General features: G+C 66.5%; 22 protein-coding genes. 15 read left to right on the forward strand and 7 right to left on the reverse strand.

Annotation, left to right across the window (positions count from 1 at the left end; genetic code table 11):
- Positions 1-2: 2 nt before the first annotated feature.
- On the reverse strand, positions 3-1214 hold the full coding sequence (locus tag N4S67_RS14400) for an acyl-CoA dehydrogenase family protein (RefSeq protein ID WP_260993648.1): 1212 nt from the start codon (positions 1212-1214) through the stop codon (positions 3-5).
- A 74-nt stretch (positions 1215-1288) separates the two neighbouring features.
- Here N4S67_RS14400 and N4S67_RS14405 point away from each other — a divergent pair, with 74 nt between their 5' ends.
- Both N4S67_RS14405 and N4S67_RS14410 read left to right on the forward strand, forming a co-directional pair.
- On the forward strand, positions 1289-1726 hold the full coding sequence (locus N4S67_RS14405) for a hypothetical protein (RefSeq protein ID WP_260993649.1): 438 nt from the start codon (positions 1289-1291) through the stop codon (positions 1724-1726).
- Positions 1727-1789: 63 nt separating this feature from the next.
- Positions 1790-2545: a YebC/PmpR family DNA-binding transcriptional regulator gene (locus N4S67_RS14410; protein WP_260993650.1), complete on the forward strand. Its 756-nt coding sequence runs from the start codon at positions 1790-1792 to the stop codon at positions 2543-2545.
- Here the strand turns inward: N4S67_RS14410 and N4S67_RS14415 are convergent.
- On the reverse strand, positions 2542-3771 hold the full coding sequence (locus N4S67_RS14415) for a mechanosensitive ion channel family protein (RefSeq protein ID WP_260993651.1): 1230 nt from the start codon (positions 3769-3771) through the stop codon (positions 2542-2544). The genes N4S67_RS14410 and N4S67_RS14415 overlap by 4 nt on opposite strands.
- Positions 3772-3906: 135 nt before the next feature.
- Between N4S67_RS14415 and N4S67_RS14420 the strand changes: the two genes are divergently transcribed.
- From N4S67_RS14420 to N4S67_RS14445, 6 genes are all read left to right on the forward strand, one after another.
- Positions 3907-4212, forward strand: a complete 306-nt coding sequence (locus N4S67_RS14420) for a hypothetical protein (protein WP_260993652.1) — start codon at positions 3907-3909, stop codon at positions 4210-4212.
- Between the two features lie 86 nt (positions 4213-4298).
- Entirely contained in the window at positions 4299-4865 is a 567-nt protein-coding gene (ruvC, locus tag N4S67_RS14425) for a crossover junction endodeoxyribonuclease RuvC (protein ID WP_260993653.1), read from the forward strand.
- Positions 4862-5449 carry a Holliday junction branch migration protein RuvA gene (gene ruvA, locus N4S67_RS14430; protein ID WP_260993654.1) on the forward strand — a complete coding sequence of 196 codons (588 nt, stop codon included), beginning with the start codon at positions 4862-4864 and terminating at the stop codon, positions 5447-5449. Before ruvC ends, ruvA begins: the two co-directional genes overlap by 4 nt.
- Positions 5446-6510, forward strand: coding sequence for a Holliday junction branch migration DNA helicase RuvB (ruvB, locus tag N4S67_RS14435; RefSeq protein ID WP_260993655.1), 1065 nt, complete (start codon positions 5446-5448; stop codon positions 6508-6510). Before ruvA ends, ruvB begins: the two co-directional genes overlap by 4 nt.
- A gap of 12 nt (positions 6511-6522) precedes the next feature.
- A complete protein-coding gene (locus tag N4S67_RS14440; protein ID WP_260993656.1) occupies positions 6523-7161 on the forward strand; it encodes a hypothetical protein in 639 nt (212 codons plus the stop codon).
- Positions 7162-7548, forward strand: a complete 387-nt coding sequence (locus N4S67_RS14445; RefSeq protein ID WP_260993657.1) for a DUF1304 domain-containing protein — start codon at positions 7162-7164, stop codon at positions 7546-7548. It begins immediately after the preceding gene.
- A gap of 10 nt (positions 7549-7558) precedes the next feature.
- On the opposite strand, the gene car is transcribed toward N4S67_RS14445, so the two are convergent.
- Complete coding sequence (car, locus tag N4S67_RS14450; RefSeq protein ID WP_260993658.1) at positions 7559-11080, reverse strand: carboxylic acid reductase; 3522 nt, start codon at positions 11078-11080, stop codon at positions 7559-7561.
- A 137-nt stretch (positions 11081-11217) separates the two neighbouring features.
- Positions 11218-11844 carry a maleylpyruvate isomerase N-terminal domain-containing protein gene (locus N4S67_RS14455; RefSeq protein WP_260993659.1) on the reverse strand — a complete coding sequence of 209 codons (627 nt, stop codon included), beginning with the start codon at positions 11842-11844 and terminating at the stop codon, positions 11218-11220.
- Positions 11845-11919: 75 nt separating this feature from the next.
- Between N4S67_RS14455 and N4S67_RS14460 the strand changes: the two genes are divergently transcribed.
- Complete coding sequence (locus N4S67_RS14460; protein ID WP_260993660.1) at positions 11920-12621, forward strand: hypothetical protein; 702 nt, start codon at positions 11920-11922, stop codon at positions 12619-12621.
- Between the two features lie 168 nt (positions 12622-12789).
- On the opposite strand, the gene N4S67_RS14465 is transcribed toward N4S67_RS14460, so the two are convergent.
- The 3 genes from N4S67_RS14465 to N4S67_RS14475 form a co-directional block, all read right to left on the reverse strand.
- Positions 12790-14223, reverse strand: a complete 1434-nt coding sequence (locus N4S67_RS14465; RefSeq protein ID WP_260993661.1) for a gamma-aminobutyraldehyde dehydrogenase — start codon at positions 14221-14223, stop codon at positions 12790-12792.
- A 16-nt stretch (positions 14224-14239) separates the two neighbouring features.
- Positions 14240-15580 (reverse strand): 4-aminobutyrate--2-oxoglutarate transaminase, encoded by a 1341-nt coding sequence (gene gabT / locus N4S67_RS14470; protein WP_260993662.1) that lies wholly within the window; start codon positions 15578-15580, stop codon positions 14240-14242.
- Positions 15581-15724: 144 nt separating this feature from the next.
- On the reverse strand, positions 15725-16135 hold the full coding sequence (locus N4S67_RS14475) for an extradiol dioxygenase (protein WP_260993663.1): 411 nt from the start codon (positions 16133-16135) through the stop codon (positions 15725-15727).
- 144 nt (positions 16136-16279) lie between these two features.
- On the opposite strand from N4S67_RS14475, the gene yajC reads away from it, so the two are divergent.
- From yajC to N4S67_RS14505, 6 genes are all read left to right on the forward strand, one after another.
- The gene (yajC, locus tag N4S67_RS14480; protein ID WP_260993664.1) at positions 16280-16621 is read left to right on the forward strand and encodes a preprotein translocase subunit YajC; all 342 of its coding nucleotides are present in this window, start codon (positions 16280-16282) and stop codon (positions 16619-16621) included.
- A 65-nt stretch (positions 16622-16686) separates the two neighbouring features.
- Positions 16687-18501 carry a protein translocase subunit SecD gene (gene secD / locus N4S67_RS14485; protein WP_260993665.1) on the forward strand — a complete coding sequence of 605 codons (1815 nt, stop codon included), beginning with the start codon at positions 16687-16689 and terminating at the stop codon, positions 18499-18501.
- Positions 18502-18505: 4 nt separating this feature from the next.
- Positions 18506-19759, forward strand: a complete 1254-nt coding sequence (secF, locus tag N4S67_RS14490; protein WP_260993666.1) for a protein translocase subunit SecF — start codon at positions 18506-18508, stop codon at positions 19757-19759.
- Positions 19760-19809: 50 nt separating this feature from the next.
- Positions 19810-21408: an ABC transporter substrate-binding protein gene (locus tag N4S67_RS14495; protein ID WP_260994042.1), complete on the forward strand. Its 1599-nt coding sequence runs from the start codon at positions 19810-19812 to the stop codon at positions 21406-21408.
- A complete protein-coding gene (locus N4S67_RS14500; RefSeq protein ID WP_260993667.1) occupies positions 21405-21932 on the forward strand; it encodes an adenine phosphoribosyltransferase in 528 nt (175 codons plus the stop codon). Before N4S67_RS14495 ends, N4S67_RS14500 begins: the two co-directional genes overlap by 4 nt.
- A gap of 28 nt (positions 21933-21960) precedes the next feature.
- The gene (locus N4S67_RS14505; RefSeq protein WP_260993668.1) at positions 21961-24339 is read left to right on the forward strand and encodes a RelA/SpoT family protein; all 2379 of its coding nucleotides are present in this window, start codon (positions 21961-21963) and stop codon (positions 24337-24339) included.
- Positions 24340-24344 lie beyond the last annotated feature (5 nt).

Genomic DNA, 24344 nt, shown 5'->3' on the forward strand with positions numbered 1-24344 from the left:
GGTCAGCGGATGGGTAGGCCGGTTACCGCGCGACCGATCACCAGCCGTTGGATCTCGCTGGTGCCCTCGAAGATCGTGAAGATCTTGGCGTCGCGGTGCATTCGCTCGACCGGGTACTCGCGGGTGTAGCCGTTGCCGCCGAGGATCTGGATCGCCTCGTCGGTGACGTAGACGGCGGCCTCACTGGCGACGAGTTTGGCCATCGAGCCCTCGGCGTTGTCGAAAGTCTTGCCGTTGCGGGCCATCCAGCCGGCGCGCCACACAAGCAGTCGCGCCGCGTCGACGCGTGACTTCATGTCGGCCAGCTTGAAAGCGATCGCCTGGAATTCGCCGATCTTGCGGCCGAACTGTTCGCGCTGCAGTGCGTATTCCAGGGCGTACTCGTAGGCGGCGCGGGCGACACCGACCGCCATCGCGCCGACAGTGGGGCGGGTCCGCTCGAAGGTCGCCAGCGCTGCCTGGCCCTTGGACTTCCGGCCCTCGCGGACCCGGGCGATCCGTTCTTCGAACTTCTCCCTGCCGCCGACGATCAGGCGGCCCGGGATGCGGACGTCGTCCAACACCACCTCGGCGGTGTGCGACGCCCGGATGCCGTGCTTGAGGAACTTCTGGCCCTGCCGGAAGCCGGGCGTGTTCGGCGGGATGATGAACGTCGCCTGCCCACGGGTGCCGAGTTCGGGATAGACCGACGCCACGACGATGTGCACCTCGGCGATGCCGCCGTTGGTGGCCCAGGTCTTGGTCCCGTTGAGCACCCATTCGTCGGCGGCCTCGTCGTAGCGCGCCCGCGTGAGGATGGCGCCGACATCGGAGCCGGCGCCGGGCTCGGAGGAACAGAACGACGCGACCTTCGGATCGTCGACGGTGCCGAACATCTGCGGCAGCCACTCACCCATCTGTTCCGGAGTGCCGTTAGCCGCCAGCGACGCGGCGGCCAGACCGGTACCGAGGATCGACAGCGCGATGCCTGCGTCGCCCCAGAACATCTCCTCGAATGCGACCAGCATGCCGAGGCCCGACGGCTCGCCGGCCTGCTCGGCGAAGAATTCCATCGAGTAGAGGCCCACCTTGGCGGCCTCCTGGATGATCGGCCACGGCGTCTCTTCGCGTTCGTCCCATTCCGCCGCAGCGGGCCGGATCACGTCAGTGGCGAATTCATGTACCCAGTCGCGGATATGGACCAGGTCAGGAGAGAGCTCCAGCGAAAAGGACATGCCCATGATCTTACTCTGGAGTAAGTTCGGTGCAGAAGGGTTGTGTCTGAGCTAACAGCTGCTGAGATCGATACATGACGACAGTCGAGGTCGAAACCCAACCGCGCATCGACACTGTGGTCCGGCTTCCCGACGGCAGGGAGGCCCGTCACACGGAATACGCGGGCACGGCGTGGTTCGACGGCAAGCCGGTCATCCGCAGTGGGTCGCTGAGCCGGCCCCGGAACGCGCCGTGGGGCATCCGCAACAGCGCCTTCTCGACGTCGTTCTTCGTGCCGGACAGCCTGCCGTACCAGCGAAGCGGTCTGGGCGACGCCACGCTGTCGGCGTCGGTCACGCTGCGCGCCAGTGGCGGAGAGCACGACGCCGTCGTCCGTGCGGCCGCGATCTTCACCGACGATCCGTCCGGGGCGCCGACCTGGATCCAGTTGCACATCCGCGGCAACCTCGGTTGGCCTGCCGGCATCGGCTACCGGATCGTGGCCCTCACGCCGCCCGAGGCGGTTCGGTAGCGCTCATCGGTCCACGTAGACTCATCTACTGACTTTGCAACACAGAAAGCGAGTTGTAGCTGCATGAGCGGCCATTCCAAGTGGGCCACCACAAAGCACAAGAAGGCCGTCATCGATGCACGCCGCGGCAAGATGTTCGCCAAGCTGATCAAGAACGTCGAGGTCGCCGCGCGTGTGGGCGGTGGGGACCCGGCCGGCAATCCGACGCTTTACGACGCGATTCAAAAAGCCAAGAAGTCGTCGGTACCCAACGACAACATCGAGCGGGCCCGCAAGCGCGGCAGCGGTGAGGAAGCCGGCGGCGCCGACTACCAGAACATCACTTACGAGGGCTACGGACCCAACGGCGTCGCGGTGCTCATCGAGTGCCTGACCGACAACCGCAACCGTGCCGCCGGTGAGGTGCGTGTCGCCATGACACGCAACGGCGGCAACATGGCCGATCCGGGTTCTGTGTCATATTTGTTCTCCCGCAAGGGATTGATCTCGCTGGAGAAGAACGGACTGACTGAAGACGATGTGTTGACGGCGGTGCTCGAGGCCGGCGCTGAGGACGTCAACGATCTGGATGACACGTTCGAGATCATCTGCGAGCCGGGCGATCTCGTGGCGGTGCGCACCGCGCTGCAGGAAGCGGGAATCGACTACGAGTCCGCGGAGGCAGGCTTCGAGCCGTCGGTGACCGTCCCACTCGACGCCGACGGCGCGCGCAAGATCATGAAGCTGGTCGACGCGCTCGAGGACCTCGACGACGTGCAGGACGTCTACACCAACATCGAGATCTCCGACGACGTCGCCGCACAACTCGACGGCGATTAGCGCCTGCCGTTGCGGGACCGGGCCAACTCGTCGTCGTGATCGCCGAGGTGGTCATCGAAGGCCTTAGCGCGTTCGTCGGCCTCCGGGCTGCCGGAGAACAGACCTGACGAGACCCGCAACGTCTCATCGGCACTCCTGCTTCGCGCCGGCTGTTCGGGCGCCGCCTCGAAGTTCTCGATGCGCTGCGTCGGCAGTACCCGAGTGCGCCGTACCCAGTCGACCATGCCTTCGCGCACCGCACACCGTAGGTCGAACAGTGCGCCGGCGTTCGGTGCACTGACCACGATGCGGACCCTGACCACTCCGCCGACGGCGTCGGTCACCTGCAGAACGCCGCTGCGACCGTCCCACAACTCGTTTTCGGTCAGCAGGCGGTCCAATTCGGCACGCATGTCGCCGAACGGGACCGAGAAGTCGACGTCGAACTCGACGGTGCCCATGATCTCGGTGGCGCTGCGAGTCCAGTTCTCGAACGGTTCGGTGGTGAAGTAGGTGCACGGCAGAACCAGTCGGCGCTCATCCCATAGGCGCACCACGACGTAGCTCAGCGTGATCTCCTCGATGCGGCCCCACCATTGACCGTTCTCGAGCTGGACGACGTCACCCACCCGGATGGCGCCGGAGAACGCGATCTGCATGCCGGCGAACATGGCGCCGAGCGCGGTCTGCGCGGCGAGGCCAGCGACGACGGACAGCACACCGGCCGACGCGAACACCGTTGTGCCGATGTTGGAGAACGACGGGAATGTCATGAGTATCGCCGCGCCGCCGAAGACGATGACCACGGCAATGGCCAGCCTGCGCAGCACGGTGACCTGAGTGCGGACGCGCCGCCACCGGCGGTCGGCGTCGGAGATCTCCTCGCCGCCGCCACCGAACCGGGAGATCATGCGCCGCTCGGCGACCCGCACCAGGCCGGTCAGCAACCACGTGGCCGCGGCGATCATCAGGATCAGCAGTGTGTGGTCCACCCACGGACGCCACGAGTCCGCCCCGTCGGACGTTCGCTTGACCGCGATCGACGCGACGAAGATCATCAAACCCACCCGCAGCGGTTTGCGGGTCAGCGCTTCGATGTCCTTGAGCACCGCGCTGCGGCGGCTCGCCCGGCTCAGCACCCACGTCAGCAGCACCCCCAGCAGGTAGGCACCGGTGACGGCGCCGACGGTCCAGGCCAGTGTCACAGCGAGATTGGTGGCGGACTGCAGCTCGTTCTCGACGGGCATCGTGTGAGTTCAGCTCCCACGGGTCGGGGTCGGGATCTCTGGCGACGGTAGCGTCCATCGCCGCGGTCGTCACATTGACGCGGCCAAAGTCCGGTAAACGCCCGGATCTCGGGCGGTGGCAAGCAGAATAGGCGGGTGGCGGTACTGACAGATCTCAACGGCACAGTCTGGAACGTGTATCGCGACTGGTGGCCGTTCCCCGGTGACGTGACCGATTTCACCGACCTTTTCGAGCTGGTGATCGGAGCGGTCTTTCTGGCGCTCTGGCCGTTCTGGTTGTTGGGCAAATGTCTCGGCGTTCGGTGGGCGGTGGTGATCGAACGCGACGGACGCGAGGTCGGACGCGAAAAGGTGCGCGGCTTCGGCAAATCCAAGCGCCGAGTCAACGAACTCCTGGCCGAGGTCGCCGCAGGCGGCCGCAGCGGTCGTTTCGTCATCTAGCGATGGCCGCAGGGCGTGTCGCGTCCGCTGTCGTCGGGGGATCGGGTTAGTCTCTCGAACAAGTGTTCACGACAAGGAGCGGGCCCGTGCGGGTGATGGGTGTGGACCCCGGGTTGACACGCTGCGGGTTGTCCGTCATCGAGGGTGGCAAGGGACGGCAGGTCACCGCCCTCGACGTCGACGTGGTGCGCACCCCGTCCGACGAGGCGCTCGCCTATCGACTACTCACCATCTCCGACGCGGTCGAATACTGGATGGACACTCATCGGCCCGACGTGATCGCGATCGAGCGGGTGTTCTCACAGCAGAATGTCTCGACGGTGATGGGCACCGCGCAAGCCGGTGGGGTGATCGCGCTCGCGGCCGCCAAGCGCGGCATCGACGTGCATTTCCACACCCCCAGCGAGGTTAAAGCAGCCGTCACGGGCAACGGCAACGCCGACAAGGCGCAGGTGACGGCGATGGTCACGAGAATCCTTGCCCTGCAGACGAAACCGACACCGGCCGACGCCGCGGACGCGCTGGCGCTAGCGATCTGTCATTGCTGGCGGGCTCCGATGATCGCCAGGATGGCGGCCGCCCAGGCGCTGGCCGCCGAGCAGCAGCGCAAGTACAAGGCGACGATCAAGGCAAAGGCGAAGGCGGCACGATGATCGCATCTGTACGCGGCGAGGTTATCGACATCGCACTCGATCACGCCGTCATCGAGGCAGCGGGTGTCGGCTACAAAGTGATGGCGACCCCGTCCACTTTGGCCACGCTGCGCCGCGGCGCGGAGTCAAGGCTGATCACGGCGATGATCGTGCGCGAGGATTCGATGACGCTGTACGGATTTTCCGATTCCGACGCCCGCGACCTGTTTCTTACCCTGCTTGCCGTCTCCGGCGTCGGTCCGAAGATCGCGCTGGCGACGTTGGCGGTGTACGACGCGCCGTCACTGCGCCATGCACTTGCCGACGGCGACGTCACCGCGTTGACCCGGGTTCCCGGCATCGGCAAGCGCGGCGCCGAGAGGATGGTGCTCGAGTTGCGTGACAAGATCGGGCCGGTGTCGCCGTCAGGCGGGTCGGTGCTCAACGGACACTCGGTGCGCACCCCCGTCGTGGAAGCGCTTGTCGGCCTTGGCTTTGCCGTCAAACAAGCCGAAGAAGCCACCGACAAGGTGCTGGCCAACGATCCCGAAGCCACGCAGTCCTCCGCGCTGCGTGCGGCGCTGTCCATGCTGGGCAACAAATGAGTCGCTTCACCGACGACAGCGAGGAGTCCGAAGACCGGGAAGTGACGCCCGCGCTGACCGTCGGCGAGGGCGACATCGACGCGAGCCTGCGGCCGCGGTCGCTCGGCGAGTTCATCGGTCAGCACCGCGTCCGCGAGCAGTTGCAACTGGTCATCGAGGGAGCCAAGAACCGCGGCGGCACACCGGATCACATCCTGCTGTCCGGCCCTCCGGGCCTCGGCAAGACGTCGCTGGCGATGATCATCTCCGCCGAACTCGGCTCGTCGCTGCGCGTTACGTCGGGTCCGGCATTGGAACGCGCCGGGGACCTGGCGGCCATGCTGTCCAACCTCGTCGAGCACGACGTGCTGTTCATCGACGAGATCCACCGTATCGCCCGGCCCGCCGAAGAAATGCTGTACCTGGCGATGGAGGACTTCCGGGTCGACGTCGTTGTCGGCAAAGGGCCCGGCGCCACCTCGATTCCGCTCGAAGTGGCACCCTTCACGTTGGTCGGAGCCACCACGCGCTCCGGAGCGCTGACCGGGCCACTGCGTGACCGGTTCGGATTCACCGCGCACATGGATTTCTACGAACCCGCCGAACTCGAACGCGTGCTTGCCCGATCGGCCGGCATTCTCGGCATCGAGTTGGGCGGCGACGCCGGCGCTGAGATCGCCCGTCGCTCGCGCGGGACGCCTCGCATCGCCAACCGGTTGTTGCGCCGGGTGCGCGACTACGCCGAGGTGCGCGCCGACGGCGTGATCACCCGCGATATCGCCAAGGCCGCGCTGGCGGTGTACGACGTCGACGAACTCGGACTCGACCGGCTCGATCGCGCGGTGCTGACCGCACTCACCCGCAGTTTCGGCGGTGGCCCTGTCGGGGTGTCCACTCTCGCGGTCGCGGTAGGGGAGGAAGCCGCCACAGTCGAGGAAGTATGTGAGCCGTTCCTGGTGCGGGCGGGCATGATCGCCCGCACCCCACGGGGCCGCGTCGCCACCGCCCTGGCCTGGACGCATCTCGGAATGAACCCGCCTGTGGGCGTTGTGGGTTTCGGGCAGGCCGGCCTGTTCGAGTAGGAAGGCAATCGATTGGGCATCGGAACGATCAGACTCGGCGGATTCTTCGGGATCGCATGTGCGGCCACCGCCGTGCCGGCCTATGTCGTCGGCTCTCCCGAGGTGCCGAGGCAACCCGAGGTCGCCGCAACGTATTTCGACCGCGCCGACTCCTATCTGTTCAGCAACGGCACACTGCCGCTGCTGCACCTGTTGTTCGGTCTGCTGTTTCTCGCCGTCCTGATCTCCATGCTGCGCACGGCGTCCGGTCCGACCGGCGCGCTGTACGTCGCGTTGTTCGGTGGCGCCTTGTTCCTGACGCTCACCGGCGCCGGGTTGGCAGCTGAGGTCGCCGTACCGGCGGCGATCGTCCGATTCGGCGACCTCACGGTGACCGAGTTCTCCCAACCGTTCCTGAGCCTGGCCGTGTGGCTCTACCACTACAGCCACGTCGGTTCCGCTGCCTTGGTCTTCGCGACGGCCTATCTCGTCTGGCGCACCGCGGTGTTGCCGAAATGGTCTGCCGGACTTGCCGTTCTGGGTGTGCTGCCGGCCCTGCACACCTGGGTCGGTCTACCCGGCGCCTACAGCATGGTGGCCTGGCTCGCGTTGACGGGAGTGGTGATGCTGGCCATTCCGCCGGTCGTGCGAGTGGAAAGTGTAGGTGCGTGAATGGGATTCGTCGGGCTGTTCTTCGCCGTTCTGGCCGCGTTGCTGCACGTCTACATCTGGGTTATGGAATCGCTGACGTGGACTTCGGCGCGCACCAGGGCGACGTTCGGCACCTCTGAGGAGCAAGCCGTGGCCACTAAGGAACTCGCCTTCAATCAAGGCTTCTACAACTTGTTCCTAGCCGTCGTCACCCTGACGGGCATCGTCATCGCCGGCACGGGACGTCACGGTATCGGCCTGGCGCTGGTGTTCTCCGGCGTGGGTTCCATGCTCGCCGCGGCTGTCGTGCTCGTGTTGTCGTCGCCGGACAAGAAACGTGCCGCGGTGACCCAGGGCATCTTTCCGTTGCTCGCCATCGTGCTCATCGGGTACGGACTGACGCTGTAACCCCGCCCGGCTACAGCAGGCCGAGCAGCTGAAGGTCGGTGGCGTACTTGACGATGACCTCACGCGTCACGTGCGGAATGTCCTTGTCCGGACCGATCTTCGCGTCCTGCACCGCCTCGCGGAAGCGGGCCGTGGGCGCGATCGACCCGCGAATCGGCGTGGCCGGCTGCCGATAGCTGTGCAGTAGTGGCAGCAGCGAGGCCTGGCGTTGTCGTTCGGGCAGCGAGCGCATCGCGGTCTCGAACCGCTGCAGCCAGTCGGCGTAGCCGCCGACCCGGTCGATCCCGTATCCCGCATCGATCAGCCAGTCGACGTAGACGTCGAGCCCGATCCCGTCGTCGTACGGGTTCATCACGTGGTAAGTCTCGAAGCCGTCGGTCACCTGCGCCCCGAGCGTCGAGATCGCCTCTGCGATGAATTCGACCGGCAGCCCGTCATAGTGGGCTTCTTGCCGCCGGCCGTCGCCGTCGAGTTCGTAGAACGAGCCGGGCGCGATGCCGGTGGCGAGCAGGCTGAGCATCAGCCTGGTGAACATGTCAGGCACGTTGAGCTGACCCGCATATGTGGTGTCGGCCAGGATCATGTCGCAGCGGAACACCGACACCGGCAGATCGTAGAGTCCATGAGCTTCGCGCAGCAGCACTTCCCCCGCCCACTTGCTGTTGGAGTAGCCGTTCGCGTAGCTGTCGTCGACTGCACGGGTGGCGCTGATTTCCCGGACGTCGCCGTCCTCGGTGAACCGTCCCGGCTCGATGCCCGCGCCGACACCGATGGTCGACACGTAGACGAACGGCTTGGGCCTCGTGGTCAACGCAATTCGGATCAGCTCGGCAGTGCCGACGACGTTGGGGCCGAACAGTTGGCTGTAGGGCAGCACGTGGTTGACCAGAGCCGCGGGGTCCACGATCAGGTCCACCGTGTCGGCGAGTCGCCGCCAGGTCCGCCGATCAAGCCCAAGGTCGGCCTCGCCTTTGTCGCCGGCGAGCACCTCGAGGTGATCGGCGGCCAAATCACGGTAGTGGCTGAGCAATCGGGGGTCGCCGCTGTCGAAGGTCTTGTCCAGCCGGTCGCGGGCGGCCGTGTCATCTTTCGCGCGCACCAAACAGATCACCTTGCCGCCGACCAGGCTCATCCGCTCCAGCCACTCCAGTGCCAGATAGCGGCCGAGGAATCCTGTCGCACCGGTCAACAGCACCGTGCGCACCTCCGCCCGTGGCGCGGGAAGCGACGCCGCCGCGGCGAGCGTCTCGGCGTCGATGAACTTGTCGAGAGTCAGGTCACGCGCGTGCGCGACAGTCGCATCGCGGCCGTGCACCGACGCGAACGACGGTCGCTTCGCCGTGCGGCGGCGTTCGGTATCGATGTAGGCGGCCAGTGACGCCAAATCGGTTGCGGGACTGACGATGACACCGACCGGCACGTCGATGCCGTAAATCTCGTGAAGGAGATTGCCGAACGTCAGCGCCGACAGCGAGTCGCCGCCCAAATCGGTGAAGTGCGCCTCGGATTGCAGATCGGCGGTCGCGGCACCCAGCAGCGCGCCAGCGGCCTTGCTGATGGTCTGAAGCACCGGTAGGTCGGCCCCGTGCAGGCGAAGCTCGCGCAATTCGTTTGCCTGACTGTCGGCCAATTCGGTGTAGAGCTGTTCGAGACGTTGGCCGTAGTGCTCCTTGAGCTTCGGTCGCGCGAGCTTGCGGATGCCCGTCAGCAAGCCGTTTTCAAGCGTGAAAGGCGTTGTCTCGATGATGAAGTCGCGCGGAATTTCATATGACTGCAGTCCCGCGGCCCGGGCGATGTCCTGAAGGGACTCGGCGATCATGGGCCTGACTGCCTCGGTGCCGTGTCGCGCCAGGGCTTCTGACGTCGGCACGATGACGGCCAGCAGGTACGACCGTGCGCTGTTGCCGTAGACGAATATCTGCCGCACCAGCGGACTGTCGCCGAACACCGCTTCGAGCTTCGCGACGGTCACGAACTCGCCCTGCGAGAGCTTGAGCACGTTGTTTCGGCGGTCGACATACGCGAGCCGGTCCGGTGCGAGTTCGGCGACGATGTCACCGGTCCGGTAGTAGCCCTCGTGGTCGAACACCTGCGCGGTGATTTCGGGTCGCATGTAATAGCCGGGGAACATGGTCTCGGACTTGACCAGTAGCTCGCCCCGCGAATACGGGCGGTCGGTGCCGAAGTAGCCGAGCTCGGGAACGTCGGCCAGTTTGTAGTCGAGCACGGGTGGCCGTGCCACCTGACCGTCGACGAAGACCGCTCCCGCCTCGGTGGAGCCGTACCCGTCGGTGAGGTGCAGGTCGAGAAGCGACTCGACGAACTCCTTCATGTCAGCCGAGATCGGGGCAGAGCCGGTCATCGCCGAGACGAATCGCCCGCCGAGCAGGTTCTGGCGCAAGTCGGCCCGTACGTCCGTCTCGACCGCCCAGCGATCCGCACTTTCGGCGAGGCGACGATCTACCTCGCTCTGGTACTGCTGGAACACCATGTCCCAGATCCGCGGGACGCAAATCAGCTGCGTCGGTCGCACCATCTTCAGATCTTCGAAGAAGGTCGAAAGATCGCTGCGGGCAACGAAATACGCGGTACCGCCGGCGCCGAGCGTCGCGTAGAGGACACCACGACCCATCATGTGACTCATCGGCAGAAAGTTCAGCGTGATCGATGGGGCCGGAAGCCCTTCCGTGGTGTTGGCGTCGTCGCCGCCCCACATCGCCCGGCTCGAACGGCGCCACGCGCCGGCGACCATCTTCGCTAGGTACATCGCGCCCTTCGGCGTGCCGGTGCTGCCCGAGGTGTAGATCAGCAACGCAAGGGCGTCGTTGTCGAAGTCGAAGGCCGACGGGACCGGCAGCGCCGGCCCGCGGGTCAACATGTCACCCAATGTCTCGACCACAACGCGGTCGGCCAGGCGGCCGACCGCGGCCGCGAGCGCGTCGCGGTGTTCGTCGACTTCGGCGTGGAAGTCGAACACCACCAAACGGGTGGGGAGGCGGCCGGTCAGGATGAGTTCGACGGCGTCGTCGAGGAAGTCGACGCTCGATGCGATGGCCACCGGTTCGGTCTCTTGCAGGATCGGCCGCAGCTGTGTGACCGGTGCGCTCGTCTGCAACGGCACCGATACTGCTCCCAGGCGCAGCAGCGCCATGTCGACGATCGTGTAGTCGATGCTGGTGAAGCCGAGGATCGCGACGCGGTCACCGGGCCGAATGTCACTCGACGCGGCGGCGAGGGCGTTGACCCGGTCCGACAGCTCGCGGTAGGTGATGGTGTCGAAGCGGGGGAGCAGTTCGGCGACGGTGCGGCCGGTCGCAGCGTCGGCGACGAAATCGACTGCGCGCTGCCCGAGTGCCGGCCGATCCGCGTAGCCGTCGATGACCGTCTGCACGACTTGGGGCAGGCACAGGCCGGGCGCCTCGATCGCCGCAGCGACGGTGGCCAGCGGCCGGGCGTCGGCAAACTGCTGGTCGGTGGTGTGCAGTGCGGCGATGCGGCGGGCGAGCCGCTCGTCTCGGGTGTCAGTCGTCATCGTGATCCTCGGGAAGGCAGGAAGGTTGGCAGAACGCCTCATTGCGCCTAACTCGAATATCGTTAGGGAAGCTAAGGTTATTCCGGCGGGCTGCTGCCAGTTCGCTGTGAATCGGTCGAACAGCGGGTAGCTGCGTGCTACCTGATGGCAGGCACCGCGGCGGCGGGCGCGGCGCGCCCGGCGAGCACCTCGACAGCAGCAGTCGGGTCCGGTACAGCGATCAGCAGGTCACGCACCGCGGCGAGCGCCTCCGGTGACGGCTCGATCCCGCCGACCGCGTCGGCCAGGTCGAGCAGATGCACGGTGGCCTCCATCAGCGCCACTTCGGCGATCACCTTCATCGTGGTCGAGCCGACGACCGGGTACCGCAGCACGACATCATCTGCGATCGGGGCGGAGCGCAGGATCTGCGCGCATTCGCTGAACCGGCTCGCGGCCGCCTCAGGAGTCAGACCGGCGGCGTCGGCGACAGCTTGGTCGGCGAGATCGTCGGCCCCCGTGTGGGCGACCCCGCCGGGTGCGTTGAAGCGGCGCAGCAATTCTGCGGCGTCGGTGACCAAAGCGTCTTCGTCGATTCTCGCGGCGTCGAGTTCGTCGAACATGGCGGCGGTCGGGCAGACATGCGCCAGGAGTGCGGCGACATCCCAGGGACGACACCGCGTCGGCGTCGACCACTGATCGGGGGTGAGTTCGGCGCAGCGCCGCGCCCAGCGCTCCCACGCGTCGGCGAGCAGTTGCCTGAGGCCATCGCTGCCAGGACGCATGAGGTCACCCTATTCAGGGGCGTGGGTTACGCGCGCGTCAAGACGGGGTACTCCGTAACTGACCGAGGAGGTTTCATGACTGACACGCGTGCACGTGCCCGCGGCGGCCGGATGCAGATGCCGCGCAGCCGCGGTGCGTTGAGTGGTTTTCTCTTGATCTTGTTGGGCCTCTGGGGCGCGTTGATCCCGTTCGTGGGACCGCTTTTCGACTTCGCGTTCACGCCGGACAAGGAATGGACGTGGACGACGGGCCGCGGCTGGCTCGAGGTTCTGCCGGGGGTGGCAACCGTGATCGGCGGCCTGTTGCTGCTGAGTTCGCGCAATCGGGCGACCGCCATGTTCGGTGGCTGGCTGACGGTCATCGCAGGAGCGTGGTTCGTCGTCGGGCGCGCGTTGGCCGGACCGCTGGGTCTCGGTAATGCGGGTGCGCCGGTGGCGACGACCGACGACAAGCGAGTGTGGCTCGAGCTGACGTACTTCTACGGCCTCGGCGCGCTGATCGTGTTCCTCGGAGCCCTTGCGTTGGGCCGCATATCGGTTCGCAGCGTGCGTGACATCAAATGGGCAGAGGGCCCGGACGCTGCCTACCCCACCACTACCGCCGAACCGGTCGCGGCACAGCCGGCGCCGGTGATGGCCGACCAGAAGACAGAGGTCATCGGCCCGACGCTCGAGTCGCAGTCACAGTCGCAGGCGCAGCCTCAGCGGCGCCGCAGCTGGCGAGACAAGCTGCCGGGCAGGCTCGGCGGCAACGGTGACAAGCTGGCACACCGCTAGTCCAGCTCACTGACCACGAGATAGCGTTCCTGGTCGTTCTTCGCGAGGGGTAACGACTGGGGACGCTATTTCGGCATCTGCCAGGCTCACCGCCCGCGCCGAAATGGAATTCCCGGCTATCAAGCCACGGGCTTGAGCGCCGGGAATTCCATTTCGGCGAAAGCCGGGCTAGCCCGTGTAGGCCATCACATGCTTGATGCGGGTGTAGTCCTCGAAGCCGTACATCGACAGATCCTTGCCGTGGCCCGACGACTTGAAGCCACCGTGCGGCATCTCCGCGACCAGCGGGATGTGGGTGTTGATCCACACGCATCCGAAGTCGAGTGCCGCCGAGACCCGCAGCGCCCGCGACACGTCCTTCGTCCACACCGACGAGGCGAGACCGTATTCGGTGCCGTTGGCCCACGCGATCGCCTCGTCTTCGTCGGAGAACGACTGCACGGTGATAACCGGGCCGAAGATCTCCTGCTGAACCAGGCGGTCCTCCTGGCGGAGTCCGCCGATCACCGTCGGCTCGACGTAAAACCCCTTGTCGCCCTGGCGTCCGCCGCCCGAGGCGACGGTGGCGTGTGACGGCACGTCGCCCAGGAACGACAGCACCCGCTCCAACTGGTTGGCGTTGTTGACCGGCGGCACCCAGGCGTCCTCGTCGTCGGCGGGTTTGCCGTACGTCGTCGCTGCGCCCTTGGCCTGCTCGGCCAGCGCGTCGGTGAGGTCGGAGGCGACCTTCGAGGTGGCCAGCACCCGCGTCGCCGCGGTGCAGTCCTGGCCGGCGTTGAAATATCCGGCAGTGGCGATTCCTTCTGCGGCCGAAGCGATGTCGCTGTCGTCGAACACGATCACCGGGGCCTTGCCGCCCAGTTCGAGGTGCGTGCGCTTGAGGTGGCCTCCCGCGCTGACCGCCACCGCGCGGCCTGCGGCCACCGACCCGGTGATCGACACCATCTCGGGGGTGGGATGGGCGACCACCGCCGCGCCGGTGTCCCGGTCTCCGCACACGACATTCAGAACGCCGGCCGGGAAGTGCTTGGCTGCGATCTCGGCGAGCATCACCGTCGTCACGGGTGTGGTGTCACTGGGTTTGATCACCACGGTGTTGCCCGCCGCGAAGGCCGGACAGAACTTCCAGATGGCCATCATCATCGGGTAGTTCCACGGGGCTACCTGGCCGATCACGCCGACCGGCTCGCGGCGAATCCACGAGGTGTGGTTCTCCATGTACTCGCCGGCCGATTTGCCCTCCAACAGCCTTGCGGCGCCCGCGAAGAAGCGGATCTGGTCCACCATCGGCGGGATCTCTTCCGCCATGGTCACATGATTGGGCTTACCGGTGTTCCGGCCTTCGGCCTCGACGAGTGCCTGTGCGTTCTTCTCGATGTCGTCGGCGAAATCCAGCAGTGCCTTCTGCCGAGCCGACGGGGTGGAGCGCTTCCAGTCGGTGAACGCCTTCGACGCCGCGGAGTAAGCGTTGTCGATGTCGGCTTCGTTCGAAATCGGTGCGGTGCCGAACGTCTCGCCCGTCCTCGGGTCGATCAGGTCCATCTTCGCGCCGCTGACGGAATCGACGAGCTCGCCGCCGATGAAATTCTGAACGTCGGTCACATGAACTCCTTGTCGGTTAAAGGTCTTTGAGGACTTGTGCGAGAACATCGAGACCCTCGAGGAGTAGGTCGTCGGCGATGGCCAGTGGCGGTAGGAACCTCAGGACATTGCCGAATGTGCCGCAGGACAACACGATCACGCCCGCCATGTGGCAACCGACGCACAGCTTCATCGTCAGCTCGGCGTCGGGTTCGGTGGTACCGGGCTTGACCAACTCCATGGCGATCATCGCCCCGCGACCACGGACATCGCCGATGCGGTCGTCCTCGGCCTGTAGCCGTCCGAGCCGGTCCTTCATCAGCGTCTCGATCTGGCGCGCCCGCTCGACGAGTCCTTCGGACTCGATGGTGTCGATGGTGGCCAGCGCGGCTGCACAGGCGACGGGGTTGCCGCCGTAGGTGCCACCGAGCCCGCTGACGTGCGGGGCGTCCATGATCTCCGCGCGGCCCGTCACCGCAGAAAGCGGCATGCCGTCGGCGATGCCCTTGGCGGTGCAGATCAGGTCTGGTTCGACGCCTTCGTGTTCGCACGCGAACATCGCACCGGTACGGGCGAACCCGGTCTGCACCTCGTCGGCGATGAACACCACGTTGTTATCGCGGCACCATTCCAGGAGTGCGGGCAGGAACCCGTCGGCGGGAACGATGAAGCCGCCCTCGCCCTGAATCGGTTCGATGAGCACCGCGGCCAGATTGTCGGCACCGACCTGCTTCTCGATGACGCTGACGGCCCGCTTGGCCGCCCACTGCCCGTCGGTGGCCATCTCCTTGCCGAACTCCGCATCCCGGAAGGGATACGACAGAGGCGCGCGGTAGATCTCGGGCGCGAACGGGCCGAACCCGTGTTTGTAGGGCATCGACTTGGCGGTCAGGGCCATCGTCAGGTTCGTGCGGCCGTGGTAGGCGTGGTCGAACGACACGACCGCCGGCTTGCGGGTGTACGTCCTGGCTATCTTGATCGCGTTCTCGACGGCCTCCGAACCGGAGTTGAACAACGCCGAGCGCTGCTCGCCGCCACCGGGGGTGATCCGGTTGAGCGCCTCGGCAACCGCGACGTAGCCCTCGTACGGCGTGATCATGAAACAGGTGTGCGTGAATTCGGCGACTTGACGCTGCACCGCCTCGACGACCTGAGGTGCGGCGTTGCCGATCGTGGTGACCGCGATGCCCGAACCGAGGTCGATGAACCGGTTGCCGTCGACGTCTTCGACGATGCCGCCGAACGCCCGCGCGGTGTACACGGGCATGGTGTTGCCGATTCCGCGCGACACCGCGGCGACCTTGCGGTCGATCAGAGCCTGCGAACGCGGACCGGGGATTTCGGTGGCGAGGTAGCGGCTCTGTTCGAGGGTGCTCAATTCCGCCTCCTGGCTTATTCGGTCGCGGGGTCGCGTCGCAACCGAGCGTAGTCGGAGACGCACCGATCCGATAGAAAAGGGCGGTGTCTGCGGCCGGGTTCATTGGCCACAGCGGGCAATGGCAACGGATTCCGTTGAATGTGGTCAGTCTCGGTCGTGATGACACACCGCTTCGAGCATCACGCCGAAGGGGTCGAGCCAGAAGGTCGCGAAGTACGGCTGCGGATACTGCGGGAACACTCGCGGTTCGTGCAGCACCTGCCCGCCGAACCGGTCGGCCAGGCGAATGACGAGCTCGTGCACCGCGGTGACGGCGGATCGGGTGCGCACCATGAACGCCAGGTGTTGCAGGCCGGTCCGGTCGCGCGAGTAGTCCGACGCCTCGGCCGACGGGTAGAAGAACAGGTACGTCCCCGGCTTACCGCCGGACGGCCGGTACGCGAACTCGTCGCCGGCGTCGAGGAAGATCTCGAAGCCCAGCAGCGGCATGATCGCGTCGTAGTAGCCCCTGGCTGAGGACAGATCGGGCACATTGATGCCCAGATGACCGAGCACCCGATGACGCTAACAGCCGACGGGTCGAGGGCGGGGGCGCTCGGCGGTCGACGGCCGCAGTGGCACACTGGTCAACTACGAGGTCGCCTGACCTGGCCGTCTGGGCGCCGTGAATGAAGTACCTAACGAAAGATAGTTGTAGCCATGGATCTCGTAGTTTTCCTGCCCCTGATCATCATCATGGGCGCGTTCATGTGGTTCGCGTCGCGTCGCCAGAAGAAGGCCATGCAGGCCACCATCGACCTGCACAACTCCCTGGAGGTCGGCGACCGGATCCACACCACCTCCGGGATGGAGGGCACCATCACCGGTATCAGCGACGACAGCATCGACCTGGAGATCGCTCCAGGGGTCGTCACGACCTGGATGAAGCTGGCGGTGCGCGACCGCATCGTCGACGACATCGATGACGACGACGAGTTCGACGAGCCGGAATCGAGCGCGACCGAGCTCACCGAGAGACCGAACTCGAAGACTGACAGCTGAGAACTCAGCACCGGCACGTACCCTTTGCGGTGCTGACGAACTGATCTCGAGGAGACCTGAGGAACGTGGCATCGTCATCGGCGCAGGTGCACCCTGCCCGCTACCTGGCAGTCTTCGTGGTGTTGCTCATCGGTGCGTACGCCGCGGTCTTGCTGACCGGGAACAAGCAGGCCGAGCCGAAACTCGGCATCGATCTGCAGGGCGGCACGCGCGTGACACTGACCGCACGCACACCGGACGGGTCCGCGCCCACCCGTGAGGCGCTGATGCAGGCCAAGGACATCATCGAGGACCGCGTCAACGGTCTCGGCGTTGCCGGTTCCGAAGTCATCATCGACGGGAACAACCTGGTCATCACGGTGCCGGGCGACGACAGCAGCGACGCCCGCAGCCTCGGGCAGACCGCACGGCTCTACATCCGGCCGGTCAGCTACGTCATCCCCGCCCAGGGCGAAGGACAGCAGCCACCGCCGGGCGAAGGGCCGGCCGGGGCTCCGCCGGGGGGAGCTCCGCCTGGTGGTCCACCGGCCGTGCCGGGTCAGATCCCGGGAATGCCACCGCTGATCGCCCCGGCCGAACCCGGCGCGCCAATCTCCCCGCAGGAGGGCCAACCGCCGGCCGGTCAACAGCCACCGGCGCCTGCGCCCCAACCCCGGCCGTATCCACTGCAACCGGCGCCGCCCTCGCCGCCTGCGCCCACACCAGGCACGCCTGCGCCCGGGCCCGGCGCACCGGCACCCGCGCCCAATCAGCAGCAGAACCCGGAAGACGTTCCGCTGACACAGCGCATAGCCGACGAGAAGCAGCTGCGGCAGAGCACCGACCAGCAGATCCAAATCCTCGCGCTGCAGTTCCAAGCGACCCGCTGCGGCGAGGAAGACATCCTGGCGGGCAACGACGACCCGAACCTGCCGCTGATCACCTGCGGCGAGGACGGCAACGTCTATCTGCTGGACAAGTCGATCATCAGCGGCGAGGAGATCGAGGACGCCACCTCGGGACTGGACCAGCAGCGTGGCGAGTACATCGTCGACGTGCAGTTCAAGGGCGACGCCACCAAGACGTGGGCCGACTTCACCGCGGCCAACGTCGGCACCCAGACCGCTTTCGTGCTCGACTCCAAGGTGGTCAGCGCCCCCGAGATCCAAGAGGCCATCCCGGGTGGGCGCACCCAGATCACCGGTCAGTTCAACCAGGGGACGGCACGCGAACTGGCCAACGTGTTGAAATATGGATCGCTGCCACTGTCGTTCGAGTCCTCGGAGGCCGAAACCGTCTCAGCCACACTGGGATTGTCCTCGCTTCGGGCGGGCCTGATGGCCGGTGCCGCTGGCTTGGCCTTGGTGCTGCTCTACTCCCTGCTGTACTACCGGATCTTGGGCGTCCTGACAGCGCTGTCGCTGGTCGCCTCCGGCGCAATGGTTTTCGCGATTCTGGTGCTGCTCGGTAGATGGATCAACTACACCCTGGATCTGGCCGGGATCGCGGGTCTGATCATCGGTATCGGTATGACGGCTGACTCGTTCGTCGTCTTCTTCGAACGCATCAAAGACGAGATCCGCGAGGGCCGTTCGTTCCGGTCGGCGGTACCCCGCGGTTGGGCAAGGGCGCGCAAGACGATCGTGTCCGGAAACGCAGTGACGCTCCTGGCCGCCGTCGTGTTGTACGTCCTGGCGGTAGGCCAGGTGAAGGGCTTCGCGTTCACACTGGGCCTTACGACGGTCCTCGATGTGGTCGTGGTCTTCCTTGTGACCTGGCCCCTTGTGTACATGGCATCGAAGTCGACGACGTTGGCCAAGCCATCACTCAACGGCCTCGGCGCGGTGCAGCAGATCGCCCGGGAACGACGAGCGGCCGCGCACGCGACGGAACGGGGTTAACCACATGGCCGCCAGAAAAGCCTCCGACACAGTCGAATCGAGCGCCGTCGAGGCGCCCGGTCTCGATGCCGCCGGCGCGCCGCGGCACGGCTTCTTCGTGCGCCTCTACACCGGCACCGGTGCGTTCGAAGTCATGGGCAAGCGCAAGCTCTGGTACACGATCAGCGGACTGATCGTCGCCATCGCCGTCGCCAGCATCGTGTTGCGCGGCTTCACGTTCGGGATCGACTTCGAAGGCGGCACCAAGGTGTCGCTACCGGCGCAAGGCGCCAACGGCACCACCAGCGTCCAGCAGGTCGAGGATGTGTTCAGCAAGACGCTCGGCCGGGACACCGAGACGGTGGTCGCGGTGGGCAGCGGCGACTCGGCCACCATTCAGATCCGCTCCGAGACGCTGACCAACGACGAGACCGAAAAGCTGCGCACCGCGCTGTTCGACGCATTCCAGCCCAAGGGCGCCAACGGCCAGCCGAGCAAGCAGGCCATCAGTGACTCGGCGGTCTCGGAGACGTGGGGTGGCCAGATCACCGAGAAGGCGCTGATCGCCCTGCTGGTGTTCCTGGTGCTGGCCGCTATCTACATCAGCGTCCGCTACGAGCGCTACATGGCACTCGCGGCGCTGGCGACGCTGGTGTTCGACCTGGTCGTCACCGCAGGCGTCTACTCGATCGTCGGATTCGAGGTCACGCCCGCCACCGTCATCGGCCTGCTGACGATCCTGGGTTTCTCGCTCTACGACACCGTGATCGTGTTCGACAAGGTGGAGGAGAACACCAACGGATTCGAGCACACCACAAGAAGGACCTTCGCCGAGCAGGCCAACCTCGCGGTGAACCAGACCTTCATGCGCTCCATCAACACGAGCCTCATCTCGGTGCTGCCCATTCTCGCGCTGATGGTGATCGCGGTCTGGCTGTTGGGCGTCGGGACGTTGATGGATCTGGCGTTGGTCCAGCTCGTCGGTGTGATCGTGGGAACGTACTCGTCGATCTACTTCGCGACACCACTTCTGGTGACACTGCGCGAGCGCACCGACCTGGTGCGCACCCACACCCGTCGGGTGATGCGCCGACGCCAGGGAGTGACCGACAAGGCCCTCGACGAGGCGGGTGACGACGCGACCCGCGAGACCGTCGCCGCAACTCCGCTCAGGACGACGCCGCCGCCCGACAAGCCGAGCCCGGGTGCCAAGCCCGTCCGGCCCACCACCAGCAGGACAGGACGGCCGTCGGGTAAGCGCACCACCCGAGGACGGTAGGCCAGGTGTCGCGACTCCGCCGTGGCGCCGTCGTCGCAGTCGTGCTGTGCATGGCCGCGTCGATCGGTCTGTCGTCCTGTTCGAGCAGTCCCGCCGACAGCATCGACTACGCCGTCGACGGCACGCTGATCACGTACAACGTCAACACCGTCGCCGGGGCCGCGTCGGGCGGCCCGCAGGCGTTCGCCCGGGTACTGACCGGCTTCAACTACCACGGTCCCGACGGTCAGATCGTCGGCGATCACGACTTCGGCACGATCTCGGTGGTCGGCCGCTCACCACTGGTGCTCGACTACGAGATCAACGCCGACGCGGTGTACTCCGACGGCAAGCCGATCACGTGCGACGACATGGTGTTGGCGTGGGCGGCGCAGTCCGGTCGCTTCCCGGCGTTCGACGCGGCCAGCCGTGCCGGATACGCCGACATCGCGACTGTCGACTGCGCGCCGGGGCAGAAGAAGGCGAGGGTGTCGTTCGCGCAGGATCGCAGTTTCGTCGATTTCGGTCAGCTCTTCGCCGCGACCTCGATGCTGCCGTCCCACGTGATCGCGGACGAGCTCGGCATTGACATCACCACCGCGCTGCTCAACAGCGACGGGCCGACCGTTGACCGCGTCGCACGAATCTGGAACTCGACCTGGGACCTCAAACCGGACCTGGATCTCAAGAGGTTCCCCTCCTCGGGTCCCTACAAACTGGACTCTCTGACCGAAGACGGCGCGGTCGTGCTCGTCGCCAACGACAAGTGGTGGGGTGCTGCGCCCGTCACGCAGAAGATCACCGTGTGGCCACGGGGCGCCGAGATCCAGGACAGGGTGAACCAGGGCGAGTACGACGTCGTCGACATCGCGACGGGATCGTCAGGCACGTTGAACATGCCCGACGACTACGTGCGGAGCGATACGGCAGCGGCGGGTATCGAGCAGCTCATCTTCGCGTCGCAGGGTCCGATGGCGCCGGTGCCTGCGCGTCGCGCGCTGGCCCACTGCACGCCACGCGATCTGATCGCGCGCAACGCCCAGGTGCCGATCGCGAATTCGCGGCTCAACCCAGCCACCGAGGACGCCTACAGCTCCGCCGAAGGCGCGGTCGAGGCCGGCCAGTTCGCGGTCGCGAATCCGGACGCCGCCCGCCAGGCGCTCCAGAACCGCCCGCTGACCGTGCGCATCGGGTACCAGGCGCCGAATGCGCGGCTGGCCGCGACCGTCGGCGCGATCGCCAAGGCGTGTGCGCCTGCCGGCATCACGGTGCAGGACGCAGCTTCCGACACCACAGGACCATTGAGCTTGCGCGACAACCAGATCGACGTGCTGATCGCCAGCACGGGCGGCGCGGCGGGAAGCGGCTCCACCGGCTCGTCGGCGATGGACGCCTACGATCTGCACACCGGCAACGGAAACAACCTGTCGCGCTACTCCAACGAGCGCATCGACGGCATCATCTCGTCGATGGCTGTCACGTTCGACCCCAAGGAACTGGCCCGCCTGCTCGGCGAGGGCGGCTCGGTGCTGTGGGCCGACATGCCGACGCTTCCGCTCTACCGTCAACAGCGCACGGTGCTCACCTCGAAGAAGATGTTCGCGGTGAGCAGCAATCCGACGCGATGGGGTGCGGGGTGGAACATGGACCGCTGGGTGCTGGGCCGATGACGGACGACGTCGCGGCGCTGATCGCATCGCTGATGCGGGAAGTCCCCGACTTTCCCGAGCCGGGCATCCAATTCAAGGACCTGACGCCGCTGCTTGCCGACGCGCACGGTCTGGCCACCGTCACCGACGCGCTGGCGGCCACCGCCGAGGGGGCGGACCTGGTGGCCGGTATCGACGCGCGCGGGTTCCTGCTGGGCGCTGCGGTGGCCCTGCGGCTGGGCACCGGCGTGCTGGCGGTGCGCAAAGGCGGCAAGCTGCCGCCGCCGGTGCACAGCGAGACCTACAGCCTCGAGTACGGCACCGCCACACTGGAGATCCCCGCCGACGGCATCGACATCGCGGGTCGCACGGTGGCGATCATCGACGACGTGCTGGCGACGGGCGGCACCGTCGCGGCGACGACGGCGCTGCTGCGGCACTGCGGCGCGACCGTCACGGGCGCCGCTGTGGTGCTCGAACTGACCGCTCTCGGCGGGCGAGACGTGCTCGAACCGTTACCGGTCGCGTCCTTGTACACCGTCTGAGCTATATCCTCGTGGAGAGGAGGTGGCCATGGCTGACGATCCCGGCAGGACACAAGCCGTGCAGTCGCCCCCTGCCCTGAACCAGCCCGAGACCCAGCCGCTCGAGATCCCGCGCGGGCGCGACGAGCAGGGGCCACCGAAGACGTCGACGAGCGCCTCGCGGCGCGTGCGCGCCCGGCTGGCCCGGCGGATGACCGCGCAGCGCAGCACTGTGAACCCGGTGCTCGAGCCGCTGGTCGGGATCCACCGGGAATTCCACCCCAAGGCGGACCTGTCGCTGCTGCAGCGCGCGTACGACGTCGCCGAGCAGAGCCACGCCGACCAGTTGCGTCGCTCCGGTGACCCCTACATCACCCACCCGCTGGCAGTGGCGACCATCCTGGCCGAGTTCGGCATGGACACGATCACGCTGATCGCCGCGCTGCTGCACGACACCGTCGAGGACACCGGGTACACGCTCGAAGAGTTGACCAAGGAGTTCGGCACCGAGGTCGCCCACCTCGTCGACGGGGTGACCAAGCTCGACAAGGTCGCACTGGGCACCGCCGCCGAGGGCGAGACCATCCGCAAGATGATCATCGCGATGGCCCGCGATCCGCGGGTGCTGGTGATCAAGGTCGCCGATCGGCTGCACAACATGCGGACCATGCGGTTCCTGGCACCCGAAAAGCAGGCGCGCAAGGCCCGCGAGACGCTGGAAGTGATTGCGCCGCTTGCCCATCGGCTCGGGATGGCGACGGTCAAGTGGGAGCTCGAAGACCTCGCGTTCGCGATCCTGCACCCGAAGAAGTACGACGAGATCGTGCGACTGGTCGCCGACCGGGCGCCGTCGCGTGACACCTACCTGGCCAAGGTGCGCGACGAGATCACTACCGCACTGACCGCGTCGAAGATCAGCGCGACGGTGGAGGGGCGGCCCAAGCACTACTGGTCGATCTACCAGAAGATGATCGTCAAGGGCCGCGACTTCGACGACATCCACGACCTGGTCGGCGTGCGGATACTCTGTGACGAGATCCGTGACTGCTATGCCGCCGTTGGCGTCGTGCACTCGCTGTGGCAGCCGATGGCCGGCCGGTTCAAGGATTACATCGCCCAGCCGCGGTTCGGGGTGTACCAGTCGCTGCACACCACCGTGGTCGGTCCCGAAGGCAAGCCGCTGGAAGTGCAGATCCGCACCAGCGACATGCACAAGACCGCCGAGTACGGCATCGCTGCGCACTGGCGCTACAAGGAAGCCAAGGGCCGCAACGGCGTTCCGCACGCCAACGCCGCCGCCGAAATCGACGACATGGCGTGGATGCGCCAACTGCTCGACTGGCAGCGGGAGGCCGCCGACCCCGGCGAGTTCCTGGAATCGCTGCGCTACGACCTTGCGGTGCAGGAGATCTTCGTGTTCACGCCCAAGGGCGACGTGGTCACGCTGCCCAACGGTTCGACGCCCATCGACTTCGCCTACGCGGTGCACACCGAGGTCGGACACCGGTGCATCGGTGCACGCGTCAACGGCAGGCTCGTCGCCCTGGAACGCAAACTCGAAAACGGCGACCAGGTCGAGGTTTTCACGTCCAAGGCGCAGACCGCCGGGCCGTCGCGCGACTGGCAGACCTTTGTGGTGTCGCCGCGCGCGAAGGCCAAGATCCGGCAGTGGTTCGCTAAGGAGCGCCGCGAGGAGGCGCTCGAGTCCGGCAAAGATGCGATCGCCCGTGAGGTGCGCCGCGGCGGACTTCCGTTGCAGCGGTTGATGAATGCCGAGCAGATGGCGGCGCTGGCGCGCGAGTTGCGCTACGCCGACGTGTCGGCGCTTTACACGGCGGTGGGGGAGGGCCACGTCTCCGCGCGCCACGTGGTGCAGCGGTTGGTGGCCCAGTTGGGTGGCGACGAGGACGCCGCTGACGAACTCGCCGAGCGGTCCACCCCGGCGACCATGCCGGTGCGTCAGCGCACCACCGACGACGTCGGCGTCTCGGTTCCCGGGGCGCCGGGCGTGCTGAGCAAGCTCGCGAAGTGTTGCACGCCGGTGCCGGGCGACAACATCATGGGCTTCGTCACCCGCGGCGGCGGCGTCAGTGTGCACCGCACCGACTGCACGAATGCCACGTCGCTGCAACAACAGTCGGAGCGCATCATCGACGTGAAGTGGGCGCCCTCGCCGTCGTCGGTGTTCCTGGTCGCGATTCAGGTGGAGGCGTTGGACCGACACCGGCTGCTCTCCGACGTGACACGGGTGCTGGCCGACGAGAAGGTCAACATTCTGTCGGCGTCGGTGACCACATCGAACGACCGGGTGGCCATCAGCCGCTTCACCTTCGAGATGGGTGACCCCAAGCATCTGGGGCACGTGCTCAACGTGGTGCGCAATGTCGAAGGCGTCTACGACGTGTATCGCGTGACGTCCGCGGCGTAGACCCG

The sequence above is a fragment of the Mycobacterium deserti genome, from assembly GCF_025345615.1.
GTDB lineage: Bacteria > Actinomycetota > Actinomycetes > Mycobacteriales > Mycobacteriaceae > Mycobacterium > Mycobacterium deserti.